Annotated in this window: 22 protein-coding genes and 1 pseudogene; 18 read left to right on the plus strand and 5 right to left on the minus strand. The window is 57.3% G+C overall.

Annotated elements, in window-relative coordinates; genetic code table 11:
- The first annotated feature begins 264 nt into the window (after positions 1-264).
- From minC to minE, 3 genes are read left to right on the plus strand one after another with little or no spacing between them, the layout of a single operon-like run.
- Positions 265-1,029, plus strand: coding sequence for a septum site-determining protein MinC (gene minC / locus RAE21_RS16260; RefSeq protein WP_313882255.1), 765 nt, complete (start codon positions 265-267; stop codon positions 1,027-1,029).
- A gap of 31 nt (positions 1,030-1,060) precedes the next feature.
- Positions 1,061-1,876 (plus strand): septum site-determining protein MinD, encoded by an 816-nt coding sequence (gene minD / locus RAE21_RS16265; protein WP_313874636.1) that lies wholly within the window; start codon positions 1,061-1,063, stop codon positions 1,874-1,876.
- Positions 1,877-1,880: 4 nt separating this feature from the next.
- Entirely contained in the window at positions 1,881-2,141 is a 261-nt protein-coding gene (gene minE / locus RAE21_RS16270) for a cell division topological specificity factor MinE (protein ID WP_313874637.1), read from the plus strand.
- 5 nt (positions 2,142-2,146) lie between these two features.
- On the opposite strand, the gene RAE21_RS16275 is transcribed toward minE, so the two are convergent.
- Entirely contained in the window at positions 2,147-2,611 is a 465-nt protein-coding gene (locus tag RAE21_RS16275; RefSeq protein WP_313882256.1) for an Lrp/AsnC family transcriptional regulator, read from the minus strand.
- 246 nt (positions 2,612-2,857) lie between these two features.
- On the opposite strand from RAE21_RS16275, the gene RAE21_RS16280 reads away from it, so the two are divergent.
- Positions 2,858-3,343 carry a HugZ family pyridoxamine 5'-phosphate oxidase gene (locus tag RAE21_RS16280; RefSeq protein WP_313882257.1) on the plus strand — a complete coding sequence of 162 codons (486 nt, stop codon included), beginning with the start codon at positions 2,858-2,860 and terminating at the stop codon, positions 3,341-3,343.
- Here RAE21_RS16280 and RAE21_RS16285 read toward each other — a convergent pair.
- Positions 3,340-4,128, minus strand: a complete 789-nt coding sequence (locus RAE21_RS16285) for a glutamine amidotransferase-related protein (protein WP_313882258.1) — start codon at positions 4,126-4,128, stop codon at positions 3,340-3,342. The genes RAE21_RS16280 and RAE21_RS16285 overlap by 4 nt on opposite strands.
- 455 nt (positions 4,129-4,583) lie before the next feature.
- On the opposite strand from RAE21_RS16285, the gene infA reads away from it, so the two are divergent.
- Positions 4,584-4,832 (plus strand): translation initiation factor IF-1, encoded by a 249-nt coding sequence (gene infA / locus RAE21_RS16290; protein ID WP_087495722.1) that lies wholly within the window; start codon positions 4,584-4,586, stop codon positions 4,830-4,832.
- Between the two features lie 260 nt (positions 4,833-5,092).
- On the opposite strand, the gene RAE21_RS16295 is transcribed toward infA, so the two are convergent.
- Together RAE21_RS16295 and RAE21_RS16300 are read right to left on the minus strand one after the other, a co-directional pair.
- The gene (locus RAE21_RS16295; RefSeq protein WP_313882259.1) at positions 5,093-6,634 is read right to left on the minus strand and encodes a methyl-accepting chemotaxis protein; all 1,542 of its coding nucleotides are present in this window, start codon (positions 6,632-6,634) and stop codon (positions 5,093-5,095) included.
- A 121-nt stretch (positions 6,635-6,755) separates the two neighbouring features.
- A complete protein-coding gene (locus RAE21_RS16300; protein ID WP_313882260.1) occupies positions 6,756-8,480 on the minus strand; it encodes an IlvD/Edd family dehydratase in 1,725 nt (574 codons plus the stop codon).
- A 136-nt stretch (positions 8,481-8,616) separates the two neighbouring features.
- Here RAE21_RS16300 and RAE21_RS16305 point away from each other — a divergent pair, with 136 nt between their 5' ends.
- Positions 8,617-9,393, plus strand: coding sequence for an SDR family NAD(P)-dependent oxidoreductase (locus RAE21_RS16305; RefSeq protein ID WP_313882261.1), 777 nt, complete (start codon positions 8,617-8,619; stop codon positions 9,391-9,393).
- Between the two features lie 12 nt (positions 9,394-9,405).
- On the opposite strand, the gene RAE21_RS16310 is transcribed toward RAE21_RS16305, so the two are convergent.
- On the minus strand, positions 9,406-10,380 hold the full coding sequence (locus RAE21_RS16310; RefSeq protein WP_313874643.1) for a LysR family transcriptional regulator: 975 nt from the start codon (positions 10,378-10,380) through the stop codon (positions 9,406-9,408).
- A 194-nt stretch (positions 10,381-10,574) separates the two neighbouring features.
- On the opposite strand from RAE21_RS16310, the gene chvE (RAE21_RS16315) reads away from it, so the two are divergent.
- The 12 genes and pseudogenes from chvE (RAE21_RS16315) (at position 10,575) to RAE21_RS16370 (ending at position 24,303) form a co-directional block, all read left to right on the plus strand.
- A complete protein-coding gene (gene chvE / locus RAE21_RS16315) occupies positions 10,575-11,603 on the plus strand; it encodes a multiple monosaccharide ABC transporter substrate-binding protein (protein WP_313882723.1) in 1,029 nt (342 codons plus the stop codon).
- Between the two features lie 87 nt (positions 11,604-11,690).
- Positions 11,691-13,223: a multiple monosaccharide ABC transporter ATP-binding protein gene (gene mmsA, locus RAE21_RS16320; protein ID WP_313882262.1), complete on the plus strand. Its 1,533-nt coding sequence runs from the start codon at positions 11,691-11,693 to the stop codon at positions 13,221-13,223.
- Position 13,224: 1 nt separating this feature from the next.
- Positions 13,225-14,418, plus strand: coding sequence for a multiple monosaccharide ABC transporter permease (gene mmsB / locus RAE21_RS16325; protein ID WP_313882263.1), 1,194 nt, complete (start codon positions 13,225-13,227; stop codon positions 14,416-14,418).
- A 9-nt stretch (positions 14,419-14,427) separates the two neighbouring features.
- Positions 14,428-15,357 carry a dihydrodipicolinate synthase family protein gene (locus RAE21_RS16330; RefSeq protein ID WP_313882264.1) on the plus strand — a complete coding sequence of 310 codons (930 nt, stop codon included), beginning with the start codon at positions 14,428-14,430 and terminating at the stop codon, positions 15,355-15,357.
- Between the two features lie 33 nt (positions 15,358-15,390).
- On the plus strand, positions 15,391-16,551 hold the full coding sequence (locus RAE21_RS16335; protein ID WP_313882265.1) for a Gfo/Idh/MocA family protein: 1,161 nt from the start codon (positions 15,391-15,393) through the stop codon (positions 16,549-16,551).
- A gap of 16 nt (positions 16,552-16,567) precedes the next feature.
- A complete protein-coding gene (locus tag RAE21_RS16340) occupies positions 16,568-18,007 on the plus strand; it encodes an aldehyde dehydrogenase family protein (RefSeq protein WP_313882266.1) in 1,440 nt (479 codons plus the stop codon).
- 17 nt (positions 18,008-18,024) lie between these two features.
- Complete coding sequence (gene chvE, locus RAE21_RS16345) at positions 18,025-19,089, plus strand: multiple monosaccharide ABC transporter substrate-binding protein (RefSeq protein ID WP_313882267.1); 1,065 nt, start codon at positions 18,025-18,027, stop codon at positions 19,087-19,089.
- 125 nt (positions 19,090-19,214) lie between these two features.
- Positions 19,215-19,974: pseudogene (locus RAE21_RS16350) on the plus strand (TIGR00266 family protein).
- 83 nt (positions 19,975-20,057) lie between these two features.
- The gene (locus RAE21_RS16355; RefSeq protein ID WP_313882268.1) at positions 20,058-20,855 is read left to right on the plus strand and encodes a FliA/WhiG family RNA polymerase sigma factor; all 798 of its coding nucleotides are present in this window, start codon (positions 20,058-20,060) and stop codon (positions 20,853-20,855) included.
- A gap of 45 nt (positions 20,856-20,900) precedes the next feature.
- Positions 20,901-22,094, plus strand: coding sequence for a PAS domain-containing sensor histidine kinase (locus RAE21_RS16360; protein WP_313882269.1), 1,194 nt, complete (start codon positions 20,901-20,903; stop codon positions 22,092-22,094).
- A gap of 2 nt (positions 22,095-22,096) precedes the next feature.
- On the plus strand, positions 22,097-22,768 hold the full coding sequence (locus RAE21_RS16365) for a response regulator transcription factor (protein ID WP_313882270.1): 672 nt from the start codon (positions 22,097-22,099) through the stop codon (positions 22,766-22,768).
- Positions 22,769-22,887: 119 nt separating this feature from the next.
- The gene (locus RAE21_RS16370) at positions 22,888-24,303 is read left to right on the plus strand and encodes a CmpA/NrtA family ABC transporter substrate-binding protein (RefSeq protein ID WP_313882271.1); all 1,416 of its coding nucleotides are present in this window, start codon (positions 22,888-22,890) and stop codon (positions 24,301-24,303) included.
- Position 24,304 lies beyond the last annotated feature (1 nt).

Consider the following 24,304-nt stretch of genomic DNA (forward strand, 5'->3'; position numbering starts at 1 on the left):
AGAGTGAGAAGACCGTAAGTTATTGATTCATATAGTGAAAATTTGCTTATCCACAGAAGAGGTCAATCCTTATCTACTACTACTATTTTGAATTTAAAGAATTAAGACAATAGCAAGCAACTTTTTTTCCACTTTTTTGAGCTTGTTTTTTTTCACGAAAAAAACTTGTGTACATCTGAAATTTCGTGACTGAATCCGCTCAAACAGCACCATCGATCAAGTAAGATTTGCGTATTCGAATCCGTTCAGTACCTACAACCCTCCATGCCAGCTACTCCTGCAGCGCAAACGCGTCAGACGTTTGAAATCAAAAGCGCTCAAATGAATCTGGTCGCTTTGCTGGTGAAGTCCGCAAACTTGGAAGAGTTGTCAGAAGAACTCGCGAAAGCTTTTGGACCTTCAGGTGAAACGCCTGATTTTTTTGACAACGATGCGTTAGTCATTGATTTCTCACAGGTTCCCGACAATGAGCAGCCGCGGGATCTTGTGAAATTCACTGCATTTCTCAAAAGCTGTCGTTTGACGCCTGTTGCTGTCCGTGGGGGTCACCCTGCATGGAAAGAGTTCGGCCTGAAAGCCGGTTTAGCAGAAGCTGAACAAGACGTGCAACTGAGCAAACAAGTGGCCAGACCGGTAGCAGCCAAAGAAACCGTTATTCAGGAAGTGATCCGGGAAGTACCCGGGCCTTCAACGATGGTGGTCGACAAACCTTTGCGATCTGGACAAAAAGTCTATGCGAGAGGCTGCGATCTTGTGGTGTTGGCCATCGTCAACCAAGGCGCTGAAGTCGTTGCTGACGGTAACATTCACGTGTATGCCCCCTTGCGTGGTAAAGCCATGGCAGGTGCGCGTGGAAACACCAAAGCGAGAATTTTTGCTTTGCAATTGGAACCTGAGCTGGTGTCTATCGCCGGGGTGTACCGCACCAGCGAGAATCCCTTACCCAAAGACATCCACGGGAAAACCGCCCAGATTCGCTTGAGCGAAGATGGGCAAGAAAAATTACTGATTGAAGCCCTCAAGGCTTAACGTTCCACACCTTTTGAAAGATTAGCTTTTCATGACCAAGATCATTGTTGTCACATCAGGTAAAGGGGGCGTTGGAAAGACAACGACCAGCGCAAGTTTTGCAACAGGTCTGGCGATGAGGGGCGCAAAAACAGCGGTTATTGACTTTGATGTGGGTTTACGGAATCTGGATCTGATCATGGGTTGTGAACGCCGCGTGGTGTACGACCTGATCAATGTGATCCAGGGAGAAGCGAACCTGAATCAGGCGCTTATCAAAGACAAGCAGTGCGACAACCTTTACATCCTGGCAGCTTCGCAAACCCGGGATAAAGATGCACTGACCCAGGAAGGCGTAGAAAAAGTCCTGAAGGATTTGTCCGCTTTGGATTTCGAATTCATCGTGTGCGATTCACCCGCCGGTATTGAAACCGGTGCACTCATGGCTATGCATTTTGCCGATGAAGCCTTGGTGGTTACCAATCCTGAAGTGTCTTCTGTCCGGGATTCCGATCGTATTTTGGGAATGTTGTCGAGCAAGACCAAACGCGCCATGGAAGGCGGAACGCCCATCAAAGAGCATTTGCTGATTACCCGCTACAACCCTGCGCGAGTCGATCAGGGACAAATGTTGTCCTTGGACGATATCCAGGACATCTTGCGTATTCCTTTGATCGGCGTTATCCCTGAGAGCGAGTCTGTTTTGCAGGCATCGAACCAAGGTGTTCCTGCCGTCCACATGCAAGGCAGTGATGTGTCAGAGGCTTACAAAGACGTGATTGACCGTTTCTTGGGCACTGACAAGCCGATGCGTTTTACAGAAGCACCCAAACAAAGTCTGCTGAAACGCTTGTTTGGAGGCAAGTAAGGCCATGTCACTTCTTTCCTTTTTGCTTGGTGAAAAGAAAAAAACAGCAAGTGTTGCCAAAGAGCGTTTGCAAATCATTCTTGCCCACGAGCGCAGCGGCCGCAATGCGGCCGAACCGGATTACCTGCCTGCATTGCAGCGCGACTTGGTCGCCGTTATCAGCAAATACATCCATATCAATCCGGATGACATCAAGGTACATCTGGAGCGCCAGGACAATCTTGAGGTTTTGGAAGTCAAGATCGAACTGCCTGACGCTCGTTAAGCGATTCAGGTCACCGGCAGCGCAGTTCTGTCGATGACGCGGCGCAAGACAAAACTGGAGTGCACACCGGTAACGCCGTCGATACGGGTGAGCTTGTTGAGCAGCAAGGCTTGGTAATGGTCCATGTCCTTGACGGCGACTTTGATCTGGTAATCCGCATCCTGTCCGGTGATCAACAGGCACTCCAACACTTCCGGCAGGACTGCAACACTGGCTTCGAAGTTGGCAAAACGCTCCGGTGTGTGCCGATCCATGGAAATGTGGACGAGCGCTATCAGTGATAGACCCAGCTTTTTCGCGTCCAGCATCGCCCTGTATCCCAGAATCAAACCAGACTCTTCCAAAGCGCGGACGCGTCTCAAACACGGTGATGGAGACAAACCAATGCGGTCCGCAAGGTCCTGATTGGCAATACGGCCATCTACTTGGAGAATTTCCAAAATTTGCTGGTCATAGCGATCGATATTCATTGGATTCCAATTTTTCATTGATTATTGAAATATTGTGCCATTAATACGCGAAATCTCTGCAATTACGCTATAACCTGACTCACCCTCAGTTTTACACTTTAGCCATGGATTGAACAACGATCCTGTTGAACGAAGTGATCCGATCAAGATCGCTTATTCGGGAAATCCGCAAACCGGATGACCCATAAAAAATGCCCTGACCTCCACCCGGAGTCAGGGCATTTTTTTCGCCGCTAGGATGTCAGCATGACTGAACAAGCTCCTTACCAAACAGTTTTGCAAAATCTACTGTTTCAGCAACGGGTTGCCGCCTTGGGGACCGTGGACGAACACGGGGATCCACAGGTATCGATGGTGCCGTTTGCCTTGGATCGCGAAACGGGTCATTTGGTCATCCATGTGAGTACCTTGTCCACGCATACAGCCAACTTGAGAAAACAAGCATCAGCTGGTTTGATGGTCATGCAGCCAGAACAAGCCGGCACAGGGGTTCATGCGCTGCCACGCGTATCACTGCAATTGGAAGCTCGTTTTGTGGACCGCGATGCAGCACTCTATGAGAAAACGAAAGAGATCTATACCTCTCGGTTTCCGGACATGGCATTCATGACCGATTTCGCTGATTTTTCATTGGTACGTCTGGTTCCACGATCCGTACGCCTGATTTCAGGCTTTGGAGCAGCCCGAGCAATAGAACTCTCGCAATGGATGGGCGTTGTAGCCTCAGATTAGGCTTGTTCAATAAACTTGACCATCACTTTGGCAAAGTCCTGGCCTTCGTGCCCGTGCTCTAGGCTTTCCATACTCTCTGCGTAATGGGCTTCGCCCAAGACGTGTTTGCGTTTATTCAGCAGATAGGCGCTGTAATCTTCCACAAACTCCGGATGCGGCTGTATGCACAATACTTCATTTCCTTTTGCATACGCAGCAATCGGGCAGCGGTCACTGCTGGCCAGGAGGCGGGCACCCTCCGGCAGTTCCAGAACCTGGTCTTGATGGCTTGCCAACAAGGCAAACTGCTCCCGGCCACTAGCTGCGAAATCCGCGTCATGCCATTGATAGGTGTTGCGACCAGTCACCCAGCCTTGGGGAGCTCTTGCCACCTTAGCTCCAAGACAATAAGCAATTAATTGATGGCCAAAACAGATACCCAGCAATTTGGTGTCGGTCTTCAGGAGTTCGGTCACCCGACGACGCAGCTCGACGACCCAAGCTTCATCAGAAAATGAATCGGCTTTGCTGCCAGTTAGCAAGACAGCGTCGTAATCGTTAAAAGAGGCAGGGTATTGCTGGAGGGGGGTGCTGAAATGATCCATCGCCCAGTCTGTTGCGCCCGCCTGACGCAAAACCTTTTCCAGCATCGCACCGTAGCTACGATAGGTTGGAACCAGTGCTTCGTCGATTGTGTCGTTGTCCAGAATACAAATTTTCATCATCTCGCCTGTCGCTGTTTCACTAAGAAAACCACACCCAATCGGCCGGGAATCCCCGCCGAATATCGCTTTTGAGCGCTCCATGCTACATTAGCGAGTCGCCAAAAAGCGATTGGCAGTGTGAATGCGTGATGCAAAAACACAATTCTCCCGGCTGTGGAGAGTCCAATCCGGCTCCAATAAAGCCACTTGCAGCGATAGATTCCACAAAACGGCAGTTTTTCTCCTCGTGAGCAACTTGCCTCTGCTGTGGCCAGCGTGTTTGTATTTTATTGATTCAGAACCGAAATTAGATTGACGATTTGCATCCAGTCATCACCGGCAAACACCGCATTGTTGCCCGCATCCAGTCACATTGTGTTGGAAGGCAGCTGCACAAGCACCGATCGTGAGCGTTAACGCATCTACCGATCGAATCATGCGCAATCACGACAAATTTTTCACGCTGGATGCAACTGCAGTCGCTGCAATCGCATCAGGCAATCATGGGGTTCTGGCCTTGTCGGTCCCCGGTAATACATAAGTTCAGAGGACGTTATATGGCTAAAGAAGATCTGATTGAAATGATGGGCGTAGTGAACGAAGTTCTGCCCGATACGCGTTTTCGCGTGACTCTGGATAATGGTCACCAGCTGATCGCTTATTCGGCGGGCAAGATGCGCAAGAACCACATCCGCATTTTGGCGGGTGACCGTGTGTCCCTCGAGTTGTCTCCTTACGACCTGAGCAAGGGTCGTATCAACTTCCGCCACATCGAAGGCCGCGGCCCGATGACCCCACGTCGCTGATCAGCGCAAAAGGAACCGGCCGCAAAGCGCTTTTTAGTGCGTCCAAGCCGGTACTTCAGTTCTCTTGCGTCTCCGCCAATTTTGATTGGTGGAGGAGTGCAAAAGCATGAATTTGCATGGGCCCTCGCCCATGCTCGACCGGGTGCAATGCCTTGGTCTACGGATTCTGGGCTACGTTCACCGTAGAAACTCCTGTTAAATTTGCTCCTGATTTGATAGCATCCTGCGCAGATTTCATGAGCGCTAGAACCCGATTTGGCTCATAACTTGAAGGTTGCCACTACCTGTACCAGGTCATTGGCCTGACTCTTCAAGCTGCTGGCTGCGGCCGCCATTTCCTCCACCAAGGCGGCGTTCTGTTGGGTAGCTTGGTCCATCTGGGTAACCGCTTCTCCAACTTGGGAGACACCGGCACTCTGCTCAGAGCTCGCCGCGCTGATGGCTCCCATGATGTCGGTCACCCGGCGGATGCTGCTGACGACTTCGGTCATGGTCTCGCCAGCCTTGTCCACCAGGCTGCTGCCCTGCTCTACCCGTTCCACACTGGCGTTGATCAGGCTCTTGATTTCTTTCGCGGCTTCGGCGCTGCGGCCGGCGAGTAAACGGACTTCGGAAGCTACCACCGCAAAGCCTCTTCCCTGCTCACCGGCCCTGGCCGCTTCGACTGCGGCGTTCAGGGCCAGGATGTTGGTCTGGAAAGCGATGCCGTCAATCACGCTGATGATGTCTGCAATTTTGCGGCTGGACTCGTTGATGCCTTTCATCGTCTCCACCACTTGGCCCACCACTTCGCCACCTTGAATAGCCACGGTAGACGCATTCATGGCCAACTGATTGGCTTGGCGGGCAGAGTCGGCGTTTTGTTTGACGGTGGAGCCGAGTTCTTCCATGGAAGCTGCGGTTTCTTCCAAGGCGCTGGCTTGTTGTTCGGTACGTGCACTCAGATCGTGGTTACCTTGGGCAATTTCAGAACTGGCGGTGGCGACAGATTCGGAGCCCGAACGCACTTGGTAGACGACGCTGGCCAGTTTGGCTTGCATGCGCTGTAACGCAGCCAGCAGTTGGCCTGTCTCGTTCATTGAATCTACGGTAATGGTTTTAGACAAATCCCCATCTGCGATGTTGTCAGCCAAATCGATCACCGTCGATATGGGCCTAGTCACCGACTTGGTGACCCATAAGGTGGCGAAAACTGCAGCAATCGCACCCACCAGCAAGGCCGTGAGCATGGAAACGCGCGCGGTATGGAAGCTTTTCTCGGTTTTGCTGCTGGCACTCGTCGCACCGGTTTGGTTGTATTCCGAGATCTTTTTGGTTGTGACGATGATCTTGTCAAACAAGACTTTCCCATCCCCTTCCAGCAGCTTGCGGGCCGGGAACTTTTCGCGTTTGGTGGACATATCCATCAGCTGCGCGTGAAGTGCCTGATACGCTTTCCAATCGGTTTCCAAAGCAGCGAACAGGGCTTTTTCCTCAGGTTCGTTCACCAGCTTGCCGTATTCCTGGCGTGTGGCCTCGACGGTCGCTACTGCTTGCGAAGCCAACTTGTCGATGCGTTCCATGGCACCTTCATCGGTGTTGAGCACGTGCTGGCTTTCCCATGCCCGCAAGTCCGCCAAGCCCGCTTTCAGATCGCCCACCAGTCCAATAGTGGGTAGCCAATTGGTGGTAATGGCGGTGGTGTCGTGGCGCATGGCTTGCATCTGTGAGATTGCAAGCACCACGACGGCAACCAGCAGTGCAGTCAGACCGCCCATCACGGCCATCAGGCGCGTGGAAATCTTCATATCTTTCATAGTCATGGCCTGTCTCCTTATGGTTATAGCGGGGCCAAATTAGCAAGCGTCGCAACGACGAAAAAGGCCCATAACAACGGTGTTTCCGTCGCTATGGGCCTTCAAGGCTTCAAACAGTACGCAATTTTTAGTGGGAATCGCGCGGAACAGCCGCTCCGCTTCCGCCCACCAAAAAGTCCAGGTCGGCACCCAAGTGCGCTTGCTGCACGGTCTCGACATAGAGCTTGTACCAACCGCGTTTCGGCTTTTCAGGCGATTTCCACAGGGCCAAGCGGCGCGCGAGTTCTTCGTCTGAAATCTCAAGATGCAGTTTGCGTTCCGGCACATTGAGTTCAATCATGTCGCCGTTCTGCACCACGGCCAATGGGCCGCCAGCCGCCGCTTCCGGAGAAGTGTGCAAAACCGTTGTGCCGTAAGCGGTACCACTCATTCGGGCATCGGAAATGCGGACCATATCGGTGATGCCCTTTTTGAGCACCTTGGGTGGCAGGGGCATATTGCCGACTTCTGCCATACCGGGGTAACCGCGCGGGCCACAGTTTTTCAACACCATGACACTGTTTTCATCGATGTCCAGGTCAGGATCATCAATCTTGGCGTGGAACTCTTCAATCGATTCAAACACCACCGCAGGCCCACGGTGTTGCAGCAGATGCTTGGACGCGGCAGATGGTTTGATCACGGCGCCGTTAGGGGCCAGATTGCCACGGACCACTGCAATGCCGGCTGCCGGCATGAAAGGATCGTCGACGGTTTTGATCACGTCGCGGTTGTAGCAAGGGGCGTTGGCCACGTTTTCGCGGATGGTTTTTCCGTTTACCGTGAGCGCATCCCCGTGCAGCATCGGCAGAATTTCGCGCATCACCGCGGGCAAGCCGCCGGCATAGCAAAAATCTTCCATCAGGTACTTGCCCGACGGTTGCAGGTTTAGGATGTTGTTGACTTCCGAACCCAGCTTGTCGAAGTCTTCGAGTTTTAAGTCGACGCCAATGCGCCCTGCAATCGCCAGCAAGTGAATGACCGCGTTGGTGGAGCCACCAATAGCCGCATTGGTGCGGATCGCATTCTCAAACGCCTGTCGCGTCATGATCTGCGACATCTTGATGTCTTGCTTGACCATTTCGACAATACGGCGGCCTGTCAATTGGGCCAAGCGTTTGCGACGTGTATCTGCGGCAGGAATGGCTGCATTTTCAGGCAGTGCCATGCCGAGCGCTTCCACCATGCTGGCCATGGTGGACGCAGTTCCCATCGTCATGCAGGTGCCGCTGGAACGGTGCATGTCGCTCTCGCAAGACGAAAATTCTTCCATCGTCATCTCACCGGCGCGCACCATTTCTGACATTTGCCAGACACCTGTGCCGGAGCCCACATCTTTCCCACGGAACTTGCCGTTGAGCATGGGGCCGCCCGACAAACCGATGGTCGGCAGGTCACAGCTGGCTGCACCCATCATCAAGGAGGGGGTTGTCTTGTCACAACCCATGAGCAGCACCACGCCGTCAATCGGGTTGCCACGGATACTTTCTTCAACATCCATCGATGCCAGATTGCGGAACAACATGGCCGTGGGGCGAAGCTGGGTTTCACCCAGCGACATCACTGGAAACTCGAGCGGGAAACCGCCTGCTTCGTACACCCCACGCTTGACGAATTCAGCCAACTCACGGAAGTGGCCATTGCAAGGGGTTAACTCGCTCCAGGTGTTGCAGATGCCGATGATCGGGCGGCCATCCAGCAAGTCGTGGGGATAGCCTTGGTTCTTGATCCAACTACGGTGCACAAAACCATCGCGGTCCTGGCGGCCGAACCATGCTTGGCTGCGGCGAAATGGGGGTTTTTCGGAATCCATGGGGTTGCCTCTTTATGGGTGGAGGCGGGGCCTCCGGTTCTTGACAGCAGGCATGGTAACAATGCACAGTGATAATAGAAAATGAATTTAGAGACAGTTCATATATCTATATTGCAATCAAATTTGAGAAAAAATGATGTCAGACCCCACAAAACTCGCCCGTTATCTCAGTCTGGAAGGTAAAAACGTTTTCATTACCGGTGGCGGCACCGGTATCGGTGCGGCCATCGTCACCGCCTTTGTCGAACAAGGTGCCCATGTGGCCTTTGTGGATGTGGCCGAGGCCGAAAGCCGCGCACTGGTAGAAAAGCTGGCAAGTAGTAGCAAGCCAAAAATCTGGTGGCGAACCTGCGATGTGCGCGATGTGGCAGCGCTACAGGCGGCAACCAACGATGCCGCCCGCGAACTGGGTGACTTTTCGGTATTGGTGAACAACGTGGCGCGCGACGATCGCCACACGCTCGAATCGGTCACCCCCGAGTATTGGGATGAGCGCATGTCAGTCAACCAGCGTCCGGCGTTTTTTGCGATTCAGTCTCTGGTGCCCGGCATGAAACGGCTCGGCGGCGGCTCCATCATCAATCTCGGCTCCACCGGTTGGCAAACCAAAGGGAGCGGCTACCCCTGCTACGCGATTGCCAAATCGTCAGTGAACGGCTTGACCCGGGGTTTGGCAGATAGCCTCGGCGCTGATCGCATCCGCATCAACACCGTGTCGCCCGGCTGGGTGATGACAGAGCGCCAGATCAGCATGTGGCTCAATGCCGAAGGCGAAGCCGACATCCAGCGCAACCAGTGTTTGCCGGACAAACTCCAACCTTCCGATGTTGCGCGCATGGTCCTGTTCCTCGCGTCTGACGACGGCGCGATGTGCACCGCCCAGGAATTCAAAGTCGACGCAGGCTGGAACTGAGCCCCGCAGGGCTCAGACCGCTGCGCTGGGCTCCACGCTGAAAGCTTTGCCGTAGACCGTCATGGCAGAGGCTTTCAGCGCGCGCAAAACCACCTCGCCGGCGGGCGACAAAAGCCGGTCCCTTCGGGTGATGAACCCGAAGGGCTCCATCTCGCAAGGCATGGCCACCGGCAAAATCGACATCAGTCCGTGGTTGGCGTAATACCGCGCGACGTCTACCGCCATCACGCTCACCATGTCGCTCTGCTGCATCATTTTGCTGATGAACAGCAGCGCGCTGGTCTCCACGCTATTCGATGGCTGCTCCAACCCGAGCTCCTGAATCATCAGGTCAAACCGGTGCCGCAGCATGCTGCCCGCCGGGGGCAAGATCCAGCCAAACTTGAAGACATCATCCAGGCTTGGCTTGATGGCGGTCAGCAAAGGGTGCCCCGGGCGGGCTACTGCACAAATGGGTTCTTCGGCCACCATTTCGTACCGCAAAGCCGCCTTGTCGTGCTCGGGTGACAAGCGGCCGACCACGATATCCAGGGTACCCCGGTTCAGTTTTTCGATCAGCACATTGCTGGGTTCGATCTGGATGGTGATCTGCAGGTTCGGGTGCGCTTGCTTGACCGCTGCCACTGTGGGTGGCAAAAGCGCCAATCCGGGTGCTGTGATGGAGCCGATGTTCACCTGCCCGAACTGTCCGTTTTTGGCGGCTTGCAATTCCTCGTGGGCCTGATTCAGGCTCGCAAGGGCAGCACGCGCGTGGCGAATCATGGTGTCGCCGTACCAGGTCGGGCGCATGCCGCGGGGCAATCGCTCAAACAGCGACACCCCCAGCACATCTTCCAGATCTTTCAGCAATTTAGACGCAGCGGGCTGCGTCATGTTCAGTACTTGCGCCGCCCGGTGGATGTTGCCCTCCTCCGCCAATGCGACCAATAGCAAAAGTTGCCTGGTTTTGAGCCTTGCACGTAAGAACCAATGGGTGTAATTCGTCATTTAGGGTTAGCACCAATCTGCATTTGCATATCGAATAAGCCTCAAACTATATTGGAAATAAATCAATGTGGTAAGTAAGATTTGCCGCCTGAGCCGAAATGGCGAAGACGTATCTGACAGAAGCAATCAAACACAGGAGACATTTCATGACAGCACGTAGAACCACCCTCAAGGCGCTTGCAGCAAGCCTTGCCATGGGTCTGGCATTCGGCACCACCGTGGCCAATGCACAAGACAAGGGCCTGGTCGGCGTCGCAATGCCCACCAAGAGCTCTACCCGTTGGATCGCCGACGGCAACAGCATGGTCGCTGCTTTGGCAGCCAAGGGCTACAAGGCCGATTTGCAATACGCCGAAGACGACATCCCCAACCAGTTGGCCCAGATCGAAAACATGATCACCAAGGGCGCCAAGGTGTTGGTGATTGCCGCGATTGACGGCACCACCCTGACCAACGTGCTGCAAAAAGCTGCAGACAAGGGCATCAAGGTCATCTCGTATGACCGCCTGATCGTCGGTTCCAAGAACGTCGATTACTACGCCACCTTCGACAACTTCCAAGTGGGCGTATTGCAAGCCCAGTCCCTGGAAAAAGCGCTGGGTCTGAAAGAAGGCAAGGGCCCCTTCAACATCGAATTGTTCGGTGGCTCCTCTGACGACAACAACGCCTTCTTCTTCTACGACGGCGCCATGTCCGTGCTGGACCCGTACATCAAGTCCGGCAAGCTGGTGGTTCGCTCCAAGCAAACCGGCATGCAAAAAGTGGCAACCCTCCGTTGGGACGGCCAAGTGGCACAAGCCCGTATGGAAAACCTGTTGAGCGCCTTCTACGGCAAAGACAAAGTGAACGCTGTTTTGTCTCCGTATGACGGCATCTCCATCGGTATCCTGTCCGCACTCAAGGGAGTGGGTTACGGTACTGCGGCTCAGCCCATGCCTTTCGTGAGCGGCCAGGATGCAGAAGTGCCTTCCGTGAAGTCCATCATCCGCAAGGAACAGTACTCCACCATCTTCAAAGATACCCGTGAGCTGGCCAAAGTGGCTGCCAACATGGTCGATGCTGTGATGACAGGCAAACAGCCTGAAATCAACGACACCAAGACCTACAACAACAAGATCAAGGTGGTGCCTTCCTACCTGCTCAAGCCAGTGGCTGTGGACTTGTCCAACTACAAACAAGTGTTGGTGGGTAGCGGATACATCAAAGAAGAGCAGCTGAAGTAATCTTTAGCGGCGGTAAAGAGGCCCTGTGCCCCACAGCACAGGGCTTTTTACATTCTTCTGGTTCAAGAGAACGATCGTTGAGGCACCATGGCTGAACCCATTTTAGAAATGCGTGGAATGCGCAAGACATTCCACGGCGTAACCGCCCTAAGCAATGTGAACCTCACAGTGCAAGAAGGCCAGATCCACGCCGTCGTCGGCGAAAACGGCGCCGGCAAATCCACCCTGATGAAAGTGCTGAGCGGCGTTTACCCCCACGGCGACTACGAAGGCACCATCCGCTACCAGGGCGAAGAATGCCGCTTCCGCGGTATTCAGGACAGTGAAGAAAAAGGCATCATCATCATCCACCAGGAGCTGGCCCTGGTGCCGCTGCTCTCCATTACCGAGAACATTTTTCTCGGTAACGAACAAGCCAAAGGTGGCGTGATTGACTGGAACGCGTCTTACGTCAAAACGCAGGCTTTGCTGAACAAAGTCGGTTTGAAAGAATCCCCCAACACCCTGATCACCAATCTGGGCGTGGGCAAACAGCAGCTCATCGAGATTGCCAAAGCGCTGTCCAAAGAGGTCAAGCTGCTGATCCTGGATGAGCCCACCGCCAGTCTGAATGAGACCGACAGCGATGCGCTACTGGAACTGCTGCTCGAACTCAAGCGCCAGGGCATTTCCTGCATCCTGATTTCGCACAAGCTCAATGAGATCTCCAAGGTCGCAGACGCCATTACGGTGCTGCGCGACGGTGCGACGGTAGCCACGCTGGACTGCCGTGCAGAACCCGTCAGTGAAGATCTCATCATCCGCCACATGGTCGGGCGTGAAATGGCGGACCGCTATCCCAAGCGCACGCCCAATGTAGGTGACACCGTGTTTGAAGTGCGCGATTGGGTGGTGCACCACGCCATTCACCCCGAGCGCAAAGTCATCAAGGGTGTGAACCTGCACGTGAAACGCGGCGAGATTGTCGGCATTGCCGGCCTCATGGGCGCGGGGCGCACCGAACTGGCCATGAGCATCTTCGGCCGCACCTATGGCCAGAACATCAGCGGCAAAGTGCTGCTCAATGGCAAAGAAGTCGACACCAGCACAGTGCAAAAAGCCATTGACCACGGCATTGCCTATGTGACCGAAGACCGCAAGGGCTATGGCCTCGTGCTGGACGAAACCATTGCCTGGAACACCACGCTGGCCAACCTGCCTGCGGTCTCCAACAAAACGGTGGTGGACGAAGGCAAAGAGTTCAGCGTGGCCCAGGATTTCCGCAAAAAGCTCAATATCCGCAGCCCCAATGTGTTTGCCCGCACCGTCAATTTGTCGGGTGGCAACCAGCAAAAAGTGGTGCTAAGCAAGTGGCTGTTTTCGGAGCCCGAAGTGCTGATCCTAGATGAGCCTACCCGCGGTATCGACGTAGGTGCCAAGTATGAGATTTACACCATCATCGCGCAGCTCGCCGCCGAGGGGAAATGCGTGCTGATGATCTCCAGCGAGATGCCCGAGTTGCTGGGCATGTGCGACCGGATCTGTGTGTTGAATGAAGGTGCTTTTGTGGCGGAATTCCCGGCTGCAGAGGCAACACAAGAAAAAATTATGCGTTCTATCGTGACGTCAGGAGTGAACTGAAATGACAAGCACAACCCCGGAAACAAACGCCCCCGCCACCGGTGGCGGCATGGCTTTCCTGAAAAGCAATCTGCGCGAATACGGCCTGCTGATTTCACTGGTCATCATCATGGTGTTTTTCCAGGTGCAGACAGACGGCACCTTATTCCAGCCCCTGAACCTGACCAACCTGATTTTGCAAAACAGCTACATCATCGTGATGGCCCTGGGCATGCTGCTGGTTATTGTCGCCGGCCACATTGACCTGTCGGTCGGCTCGGTGTGCGGCTTTATCGGTGCGGTGGCAGCCGTGCTGATGGTGAACTACAACTGGCACTATGTGCCCGCCGCCATCGTCTGTTTGATTCTGGGCGGCGTTATCGGCGCAGCCCAGGGCTATTGGGTCGCGTTCTACAAGATCCCGTCTTTCATCGTGACGCTGGCTGGCATGTTGGTCTTCAAGGGTTTGGCTTTGGCCGTGCTCGAAGGCGCATCCGTCGGCCCGTTCCCGCCCGAGTTTCAGTTGCTCAGCACCGGCTTTATTCCTGATCCGTTTGCAGGCGAAACTTTGCGTGTGGCTACTCTGGTGATCGGCCTGCTGATTGCCTTGGTCATGTTGATTGCCAAGGTGCGCGGCCGTGCAGACCGTGCGGCACATGGCATGGAGAACGAGCCCATCGCTTTCTTCGCCATTGCCAACCTGATTTTTGTTGCCATGATCGTGGCCTTCAGCTACCAGCTGGCGTCGTACAAAGGCCTGCCCAACGTGCTGGTCGTCATGTTGCTGTTGATGCTGGTCTATGACTTTATCGCCTCCCGCACCACCATCGGCCGCCGCATTTACGCCTTGGGCGGCAACGAAAAAGCAGCACGCCTTTCCGGTATCCGCACCGAGCGTTTGACCTTCTACACCTTCATCAACATGGGTGTGTTGGCTGCGCTCGCCGGTCTGATCTTCGCAGCGCGCCTGAACACCGCCACCCCCAAAGCGGGCTTGGGTTTTGAGCTCGACGTGATTGCTGCTTGCTTCATCGGTGGTGCATCCGCCTCCGGTGGTGTGGGCAAGGTGCTAGGCGCGGTGATCGGCGCTTTCATCATGGGCGTCATGAACAACGGCATGTCCATCATGGGCATCGGTATCGACTACCAGCAGGTCATCAAGGGCCTGGTCTTGTTGGCAGCCGTCTGCTTCGACGTCTACAACAAAAACAAATAAGGACTCACCATGTATTCCGCCTCTAACGCCCGCTACAAGGGTGTGTTTCCTGTCGTCCCTACGACTTTCAACGACGCCGGTGAGCTGGACCTGGACAGCCAGAAACGCTGTGTCGACTTCATGATCGAAGCCGGCTCCACCGGCCTGTGCATCCTTGCCAACTTTTCCGAGCAGTTTGTACTGGCCGATGCCGAGCGCGAAGTGCTCACCAAAACCATCCTCGCGCATGTGAATGGCCGGGTGCCGGTCATCGTGACTACCACCCATTTCAGCACTCAGGTCACCATCGCGCGCAGTGTGCAGGCCCAGCAGCTGGGTGCCTCCATGGTCATGGTTATGCCCCCGTACCATGGGGCCACTATCCGTGTACCTGAAGGTCAGATTTATGAATACTTCGCCCGCCTGTCGGATGCGATTGATATTCCCATCATGATCCAGGACGCACCGGTGAGCGGCACGCCGCTGTCGGTGCCTTTCTTGGCCCGCATGGCGCAAGAGATCAAGCAGGTGTCGTACTTCAAGATTGAAACAGCAGGTGCTGCCTCTAAGTTGCGCGAACTCATCCGCGTGGGCGGTGCGGCTATTGAAGGCCCGTGGGATGGCGAAGAAGCCATCACCCTCATGCCCGATCTGGACGCCGGCGCCACCGGCGCCATGACTGGTGGTGCCTACCCCGATGGCATCCGCAAGATTGTGGACGCCTATGCCGCCGGCCGTCGTGACGAGGCCGCCGATCACTACCAGCAGTGGCTGCCGCTCATCAATTTTGAAAACCGCCAGGGCGGCATACTCACCGCGAAGGCCCTGATGAAAGAAGGCGGTGTCATCGCTTGCGAAGCCGGCCGCCATCCTTTCCCCGCCATGCACCCCGACACCCGCGCCGGTTTGATCGACACGGCCCAGCGTCTGGACCCCATGGTGTTGCGCTGGGGCCGGTAAACCCGCTCACTACCCTGCAAGGACCTCGCCCCCATGTCAGAAAACACCGTCTTCCAATTCCTGGGTCGCCGCTTGCGACTGGCCGTGATCGGTGGAGGCCCCGGTTCCTTCATAGGTGCGATGCACCGCCAAGCGGCGCGGCTAGATGACCGGTATGAGCTGGTGGCCGCAGCGCTGTCTTCAGACTCCGAGCGATCCAAAGCCGGTGGTCAAAGCATCGGTGTTCCGGTAGACCGCTGCTATGCCGATGGCAGCGCTTTGATTGAAGCCGAAGCCCAGCGGGCCGATGGTGCGGAGGTCGTGGCCATCATGACGCCCAATGACAGCCATTTCCGTTTTTCCATGCTCGCGCTGGAACACGGTATGGATGTCATTTGCGACAAACCCATGACCAACACCCTGCAAGAAGCCGAGGCGCTGCACGCCAAGGTGCAGTCCAGTGGTCGGGTGTTTTGCCTTACCCATAACTACACCGGCTACCCCATGGTGCGCCAAGCCAAGGCCATGGTGATGGAAGGTTTGTTGGGTGACATCCGCCTGGTGCAAGTGGAATACGTGCAGGGCGGCCGCGCCAAAGGCGGCCCCGGTCGCAAGGCCTGGAAAGAAGACCCGGCCCGTGGCGGCCCCTCGCTCGTGATGGGCGATATCGGCACCCACGCCCACAACCTGCTGCGCTTTATCACCGGCCTCGAAGTGGTCGAAGTGGCTGCCGATGTAGGCACCATCGTGCCCGACCGCATCACCCACGACTACGCCGGCGCCATGCTGCGCATGAGCAATGGTGCCCGCGGCAGCTTCTGGGTCACACAGGCCGCAGCCGGTGTGGAAAACGGCCTGCGCATCCGCGTGAGCGGCTCACTGGGCAGTGTGGAATGGCACCAGGAGCACCCGCAGGTGCTGCAGTTCAAACCGCTAGATGCCCCCGCCCAAGTGCGCACCCCCAACGGCCCCGGCACCCTTCCCCTGGCAGCCCGCGCCTCGCGCATCGTGGCCGGCCACCCCGAGGGCTTTCATGAGGCCTTTGCCAATCTGTACACCAATGCGGCAGACACCATTGCCGCGCAACGCAGTGACAACACGCCTGACCCGCTGAACCAATTTTTCCCGAATGCGACCGACGGTCTGCAAGGCATCCGCTTTGTGGCCGCCGCCATCGAGTCCAGCCGTCACAACGGCGCCTGGACCACCGTTTAACTAACCTCATCACACCATGACCACCCAACACAACAACCTGATCAACGGCGAATGGCTCGCCGGCACCGGCTACTCGGCCAACATCAACCCGTCCAACCTCGCCGATGTGGTGGGCGAATACGCCCAAGCGGACGTCGCACAGCTGAATGCGGCGGTAGCGGCCGCCCAAAAAGCCTTCCCCGCCTGGTCCACCGGCGGCATCCAGGCCCGCGCCGACGCGCTCGACAAAATCGGCACCGAAATCCTGGCCCGCAAAGAAGAGCTGGGCACCCTGCTCTCCCGTGAAGAGGGCAAGACCCGCGCTGAAGGCATTGGCGAAGCGGCCCGTGCCGGCAACATCTTCAAGTTCTTCGCCGGTGAGTGCCTGCGCCTGGCCGGTGAAACATTGCCTTCGGTGCGCCCCGGCATCGGGGTGGAAGTCACCCGTGAGCCTTTGGGCGTGATCGGCCTGATCACTCCCTGGAACTTTCCTATCGCCATCCCCGCCTGGAAGATTGCACCTGCACTGGCCTATGGCAACTGCGTAGTTTTGAAGCCTGCAGATCTGGTACCCGGTTGCGCCTGGGCGCTGGCCGACATCATCCACCGCAGCGGCATCCCCGCCGGTGTGTTCAACCTCGTCATGGGTTCGGGCCGCGTGATTGGTGACGCCTTGGTCAACCACCCCGGTATCACCGCCGTGAGCTTCACTGGCTCGGTAGGCGTGGGCCAGCGTATTGCCGCCGCTTGTGCCGGTCACATGAAAAAAGTGCAGCTCGAAATGGGTGGCAAGAACCCCCAAGTGGTGCTGGACGATGCTGACCTCAACGTCGCGGTCGAACTCAGCGTGCAGAGCGCCTTTTATTCCACCGGCCAGCGCTGCACCGCATCCAGCCGCCTGATCGTGACCGACAAGATTTATCCCGCCTTCATCGAAGCCATGCAAAAACGCATGGCCGCCATCAAGGTGGGTGATGCGCTAGCTGCGGGCACCGATATTGGCCCCGTGGTGTCCCAAGCCCAGTTGGAACAAGATTTGTCGTATGTGGAAATCGGCAAGCTTGAGGGCGCCACGCTGCTCACCGGTGGTGAACGTTTGACGCGTGATACCGAGGGCTTCTACATGGCCCCCGCCCTGCTGGTGGACAGCACTCCGTCCATGCGCATTAACCGCGAAGAAATCTTCGGCCCGGTGGCAAGCGTCATCCGCGTCAAAGACTACGAAGAAGCCTTGGCCGTAGCCAACGACACGCCTTTCGGCCTGTCTGCCGGCATTGCCACTACCAGCCTCAAATACGCCACCCACTTCAAGCGCCACAGCCAGGCCGGCATGGTGATGGTGAACCTGCCCACTGCGGGTGTGGACTACCACGTGCCCTTCGGCGGGCGCAAAGGCAGCAGCTACGGCTCGCGCGAGCAGGGCAAATACGCGGCTGAATTCTTCACCACGGTGAAGACGGCTTACACACTGGCATAAGCAGCAAGGCCCACCGCATGCGCACCCTTCGACGGATCTTTTTGAGCAGTTTGTTGTTGGTGTCCATGCCGTGGGCCCAGGCGCAGAACAACAAGGGCGGTGTGGGCATCTTGATGCCCACCGTCACCTCCCAGCGCTGGGTGGTGGATGGCCTGGCCATGGTGCGCGCCATGGACAAGCTGGGTTACCGCCCTGACCTCAAATACGCCAACGATGATGTGGCCACCCAGATCACCCAAACCGAGGAAATGCTCAAAAGCCCCGACATGAAGGTGCTGGTCATCGGCGCTATCGACGGCAGCAAGCTCGCCCCCGTGTTGAAGAAAGCGGCCGACCGGCAAATCAAGGTCATCGCCTATGACCGCCTGATCCGCGACACCCCGTATGTGGATTACTACGCCACTTTTGACAACCTTCAGGTGGGCGTGTTGCAGGGCAGTTACATCATTGAGCACCTTGGCGTCGACAAAGGCAAAGGCCCGTTCACCATCGAGCTGTTTGGCGGCTCTTCCGACGACAACAACGCCTTCTTTTTTTACGACGGCGCCATGTCGGTCCTCAAGCCGTATATCGACAAAGGTCGCTTGGTGGTGGGCTCCGGCCAAATGGGCATGGAGAAGGTAGCCACCCAGCGCTGGAGCGGCTCGGTAGCCCGCGCCCGCTTGGTGCAGATTCTGGACAAGCACTACACCAAGCAGCGCCTGGACGCGCTGCTCTCGCCCTATGACGGCATCAGCATGGAGCTGATCACCGCCATGAAAAAAGCCAACTACGGCCAAGCCGGCCAGGCCTTGCCGGTGGTCACCGGGCAGGATGCCGAGATGCCCTCGGTGCGCTCCATCATCCGGGGCGAGCAAACGTCTACGGTTTTCAAAGACAACCGCGAGTTGGCCCAGGTCGTCACCACCATGGTGGACGCTATTTTGTCGGGCAAAAAACCCACCATCAACGACGAAAAAACCTACAACAACGGCCAAAAAATCGTGCCCGCGTTTCTGCTCAAACCGGCGGTGGTCGATATCAACAACTGGCGCGCCACGCTGGTGAACTCGGGCTACTACAAGCCCGACCAGTTCCGCTAAGCACGCCCCTGCCGGCCCCCGCATAGCCCCCTCGTGCAGGGGGCTTTTTTACGCGTGTGCCACGCGGTGCTGCTAAGGTTCGGTACTAGGCCCCGGTCACGGGCCGCGCACACAGGGGAACCCACATGACTATGGACGTGATTGACTACCAAATCTTCGGCGCTGAAATGCAATACGTCGAGATCGAGCTCGACCCCGGCGAGGCCGCCATCGGCGAAGCCGGCGTGATGATGTACATGGAAAACGGCATCAGCCATGGACACCATCTTCGGCGATGGCTCGCAGCAAGGCGGCTTTTTCGGCAAGCTCATGGGCGTGGGCAAACGCCTGCTCACCGGTGAAGGTTTGTTCACCACTGTGTTTCAAAACGACGGCAATGCCAAACAACGCGTAGCGTTTGCCGCGCCCTACCCCGGCAAGATTGTGCCTATCGACCTGCGCCAACTGGGCGGCACCCTGATCTGCCAGAAAGACTCTTTCTTGTGTGCTGCCAAGGGTGTGGCGCTGGGCATTGCCCTGCAGAGAAGGCTGGGCGCAGGCTTGTTTGGCGGAGAGGGCTTCATCATGCAAAAGCTCGAGGGCGACGGCATGGCCTTTGTCCACGCCGGCGGCACCCTGATGGAGCGCACCTTGGCCCCGGGCGAGACCCTGCGGGTCGACACCGGCTGCGTGGTGGCCTTCCAGCCCTCGGTGGACTTTGATATCCAGTTTGTCGGCAAAGTGAAGTCTGCGATCTTTGGCGGCGAAGGCTTGTTTTTCGCGACCTTGCAGGGTCCGGGCAAGGTGTGGCTGCAAAGCCTGCCGCTCTCGCGCCTAGCCAACCGCATCATGCTGTCGGCCCCTGCAACCCGCAGCCTGGTCGGGGGTGGCGGCAACGACGACTAAGCCCCGCGCAGAGGTGCCAAGCGGCCTGTCATCAGCGCATCAGGCCATTGGCGCACAATGTTGTGCACTACCTACCGCGCCTTATGGCCACAACCCCCCGATCCAAACGCCCGCAACTCACCGATGAGATCCGCAAACTGGTGGAAACCCACCAGCCTGTGGTGCATTCGGTGGCGCGCCACGTAGCCAAACGCCTGCCCCCCAATGTAGACCGGGCGGACCTGGTGCAAGACGGCATGCTCGGCCTGATGGAGGCGCTGCTGCGCTGGACCAAAGAGTCTTCGGGCTCGCACTTTGAGAACTACATTGCCCTGCGGGCCCAAGGTGCCATGATCGATGGCCTGCGCGCCGCTGATCCGATGAGCCGTAGCCTGCGCGACCAGATGCGCAAGGTCGAAAAGTCCCTCCAGCTCCTGAGCCACCAGCTCGGGCGTGCGCCCACTGAAGGCGAGCTGGCCGAGCACTTGGAAATGCCCTTGGCCGACTACCAATGCCTTTTGCAAGACGCACAGGGCTATGTGCTGCTCTCTTTGCAAGACCTGAGTGGCGACAACGTCGACCACTATCTGCAGCGCTGCATGGACGAGCACGAAGACCCCTTTGCCGTGCTGGAGCGCGCCAGCTTGCGCAAAGCGCTGGCCGAGTCGATCGAGTTGCTGCCCCGCAAGAGCCAGATACTGCTGACCCTGTACTACGAGCACGAGATGCGCATGCACGAGATCGCCCGGCACTTGGGCCTGTCAGAGGCGCGCATCTCGCAAATGCACACCCAGTCCATCGCCCAGCTGCGGGCCTCGCTGGCCATGCGAGACGTTCAGAGCCTGCTAACACCCCGCAAGCGGCCGCGCAACCAGCCGGATACCGCGTTTCAGAGCGTTTGAGGCAAGTGCACACGGCCTAGGCACGATGTTTGCTGCCCGGATTGCATGCACTCCAATGCCGCAACCGTCGCTCTCTCCGGCCCGATTCAGCCCCTGTGGCGTGACCGCCTCTCGTTGCTGCTGGAGTCCACCGGTGAAGGCATCTTCGGTATCGATATGGATGGCTGCTGCACCTTCATCAACCGCGCCGGTGCAGCCATGTTGGGCTACGAACCCCACGAAGTGCTGGGGGCCAACATGCACGAGCTGGCCCACCACAGCCATCCGGGTGGCGAACACTACCCCGAACACACCTGCCCCATCTTCAACGCCTTTCGCAAGGCATTGCCCTGCCGGATAGACACCGAGCAGTTCTGGCGCCGCGATGGCTCAGCCTTTGCCGTGGAGTACTCGTCGTACCCGATCGTCGATAGCGGTGTGGTGCAAGGTGCGGTTGTCACCTTTGTAGACATCTCGGCCCGCCGTAACGCCGAAGACGCTTTGCGACGCGCCCACACCGAGCTGGAGCAGCGGGTGGAGGAGCGCACCCTGGCACTCTCCGAAGCCCTGCAGCAGCTGCGCGAACTCACTGCCCACAGCCACTCGGTGCGTGAAGAAGAGCGCACCCGCATTGCCCGTGAAGTGCATGACGAGCTGGGCAGCCTGCTGGTCGCCTTGAAGATGGATGTTGGCTGGCTCGAAAAGCGCTTAGGGGAGCAACCCGGCCGGGCGCCGGATGCTGCCCAAGCCATGCGCGAGCAAATGCAGCACAAATGCCGCAATATGAGCCAGCTGATTGAAGCCGCGGTGGACAACGTCGGCCGCATCATCACCGACCTGCGCCCCAGCATCCTCGACCACCAGGGCCTGTGGGTCGCTCTCGACTGGCAGGCCCATGAGTTTGTGCAGGCGGCAGAGCTGGGGCTGGACTGGTCCATGGACGTGAGTGCTGCGCAGCCTGTGCCCGATACCCACACCATCGCTATCTTCCGCATCTTTCAGGAAATGCTCAGCAACGTAGGCCGCCACGCACAAGCCAGTCACCTCACTATTGAAATCCGCGCCGATGCCAGTGATATCACTATCTCCGTCAAAGACAACGGCCGGGGCGCCCCCCTGCAGGCCTTTGATGCGCCCGACGCCTACGGCATCATGGGCATGCGGGAGCGGGCAAGGCACTTGGGCGGAAGCCTGGAGATTACAAGCCAAATCGGCCTCGGGTCCTCATTCAATCTGCGCGTGCAGCTACCAAAATCATAGCAATGCCAAGCTCCACCACCCACACACCCTACCGCATCTTGATAGGTGACGACCACCGTATCGTGCGTGAAGGGCTCAAGCAAGTGCTGGCCGACGCGGCTGACCTGCACGTGGTGGCAGAGGCCGCCAGTGGCCCGGAGGTGTTGGACGCGGTGCAGGCTCTGGGCGGTACTGCAGGCCTGTCCGCCGTGTTGCTCGACATTGCCATGCCCGGGCGCGACGGGTTGGATGTGCTGCAAGCCCTCAAGGCCGCATGGCCCAAGCTGCCGGTGCTCATGCTCAGCACCTACCCCGAGAAGCAATACGCCGTACGCTGCATCAAACTGGGCGCGGCGGGCTATCTGAATAAGGGTGCAGACCCCGACGACATGATTGCCGCGGTGCGCAAGGCGGCCAGCGGCGGCGTCTATGTGTCTGCACAAGCGGCTGAGGCATTGGCCAGTGCGGTAGCCAATGCGGCCCATCAGGGTGCGGAGGCGCTCTCTCACCGCGAGCACCAGGTGTTCAGGCTGCTTACCGCCGGCAAAACCGTGGGCGAAATTGGTGCACAGCTGGGGCTTGCATCCAACACGGTCAGCACCTACCGGCAGCGCATCCTCGAAAAAACCGGCACCAAAAACGACGTGGAACTCGCGCTTTTCGCCCAACAACAGGTCAACAACGGGCATTTGTAGGGCTGCCCCTACAACGAGCTGCTGAAACTCCCGCCACTTTTTGCAAGGCCTGCGTTCCGGCACTTTCTGGCCCGCTCATTGCAACGCGGCTGCATCTTCCAACCCGAAAGGTGCCTGCCATGTCCGTTGACTTTTCTCCCTACGATGCTGATCGCCCCTTGTTGATGCGCTGCACTTGCGGCAAAGAGCACACGGTGGCAGAGCACCACAAAGAACAAGCAGCCCTGAGTGCCACCGCTGAACTTACACGCCGCAGCGAGACCGCAGAGTTCGAGGCTTACTCCAACGCGTTTGTAGAGGCATCGCTCATCAAGGCCATCTTTCCGCAGGAGCGCGAGCGGCGCAACTTCCTGCGCGCGGTGGGCAAAGGTACTGCCATGGCCGCCATTGCCAGTGTGCTGCCCATTGCCAGCATGCAAGCCATGGCGCAAGAGGCCGGCAAGAAGCCCGGCACGCTGGAAAAAACCAACCTCAAGATCGGCTTTATCCCGATCACCTGCGCCACCCCGCTCATCATGGCCCACCCCTTGGGCTTCTATAGCAAGCAGGGCCTGAATGTAGAGGTCACCAAGACCGCAGGCTGGGCGCTGATCCGCGACAAGATGATCAACAAGGAATACGACGCCACGCATTTCTTGTCGCCCATGCCGCTGGCTATCTCCATGGGGGTGGGCTCCACCCAGGTGCCCATGAACGTGGCCACCATCCAGAACACCAACGGTCAGGCTATCACCCTGGCCAACAAACACAAAGACAAGCGCGACCCCAAGCTCTGGAAGGGCCTCAAATTCGCCGTGCCCTTTGAGTTCAGCATGCACAACTTTTTGCTGCGCTACTACGTGGCAGAAGCCGGCTTGAACCCCGACACCGACATCCAAATCCGCGTGGTACCCCCACCTGAAATGGTGGCCAACCTGCGCGCAGGCAACATCGATGGCTACCTTGGCCCCGATCCGTTCAACCAGCGCGCGGTGTTTGAGGAAATCGGCTTTATCCACATCCTGACCAAAGAGCTGTGGGATGGCCACCCCTGCTGCGCCTTCGGCACCAGCACCGAGTTCATCCAGAGCAACCCCAACACCTTTGCCGCGCTGTACCGCGCAGTGCTCACTGCGGCGGCCATGGCGCGCGGCCCCGAGAACCGCGAGCTGATTGCCAAAGTGATCGCGCCGCAGGCCTACCTCAACCAACCCGAAACCGTGCTCACCCAAGTGCTCACCGGCCGCTTTGCAGACGGCTTGGGCAACATCAAAACCGTGCCCGACCGGGCGGACTTCAACCCCATCCCTTGGCAGTCCATGGCGGTGTGGATGCTCACGCAAATGAAGCGCTGGGGCTACGTGAAGGGCGATGTGAACTACAAACAAATCGCTGAAAAAGTCTTCCTGCTCACCGACGCCAAAAAGCGCATGACCGAACTCGGCATGAAGGCCCCCGAAGGCGCCTACCCCAAGTTCACCATCATGGGCAAAGTGTTTGACGCGGCCAAGCCTGACGACTACGTCAAGAGCTTCCCCATTCACAAAATGGGCTGAG

Origin of the sequence: Rhodoferax potami (genome assembly GCF_032193765.1) — a bacterium.
Taxonomy (GTDB): Bacteria; Pseudomonadota; Gammaproteobacteria; order Burkholderiales; family Burkholderiaceae_C; genus Allorhodoferax; species Allorhodoferax potami.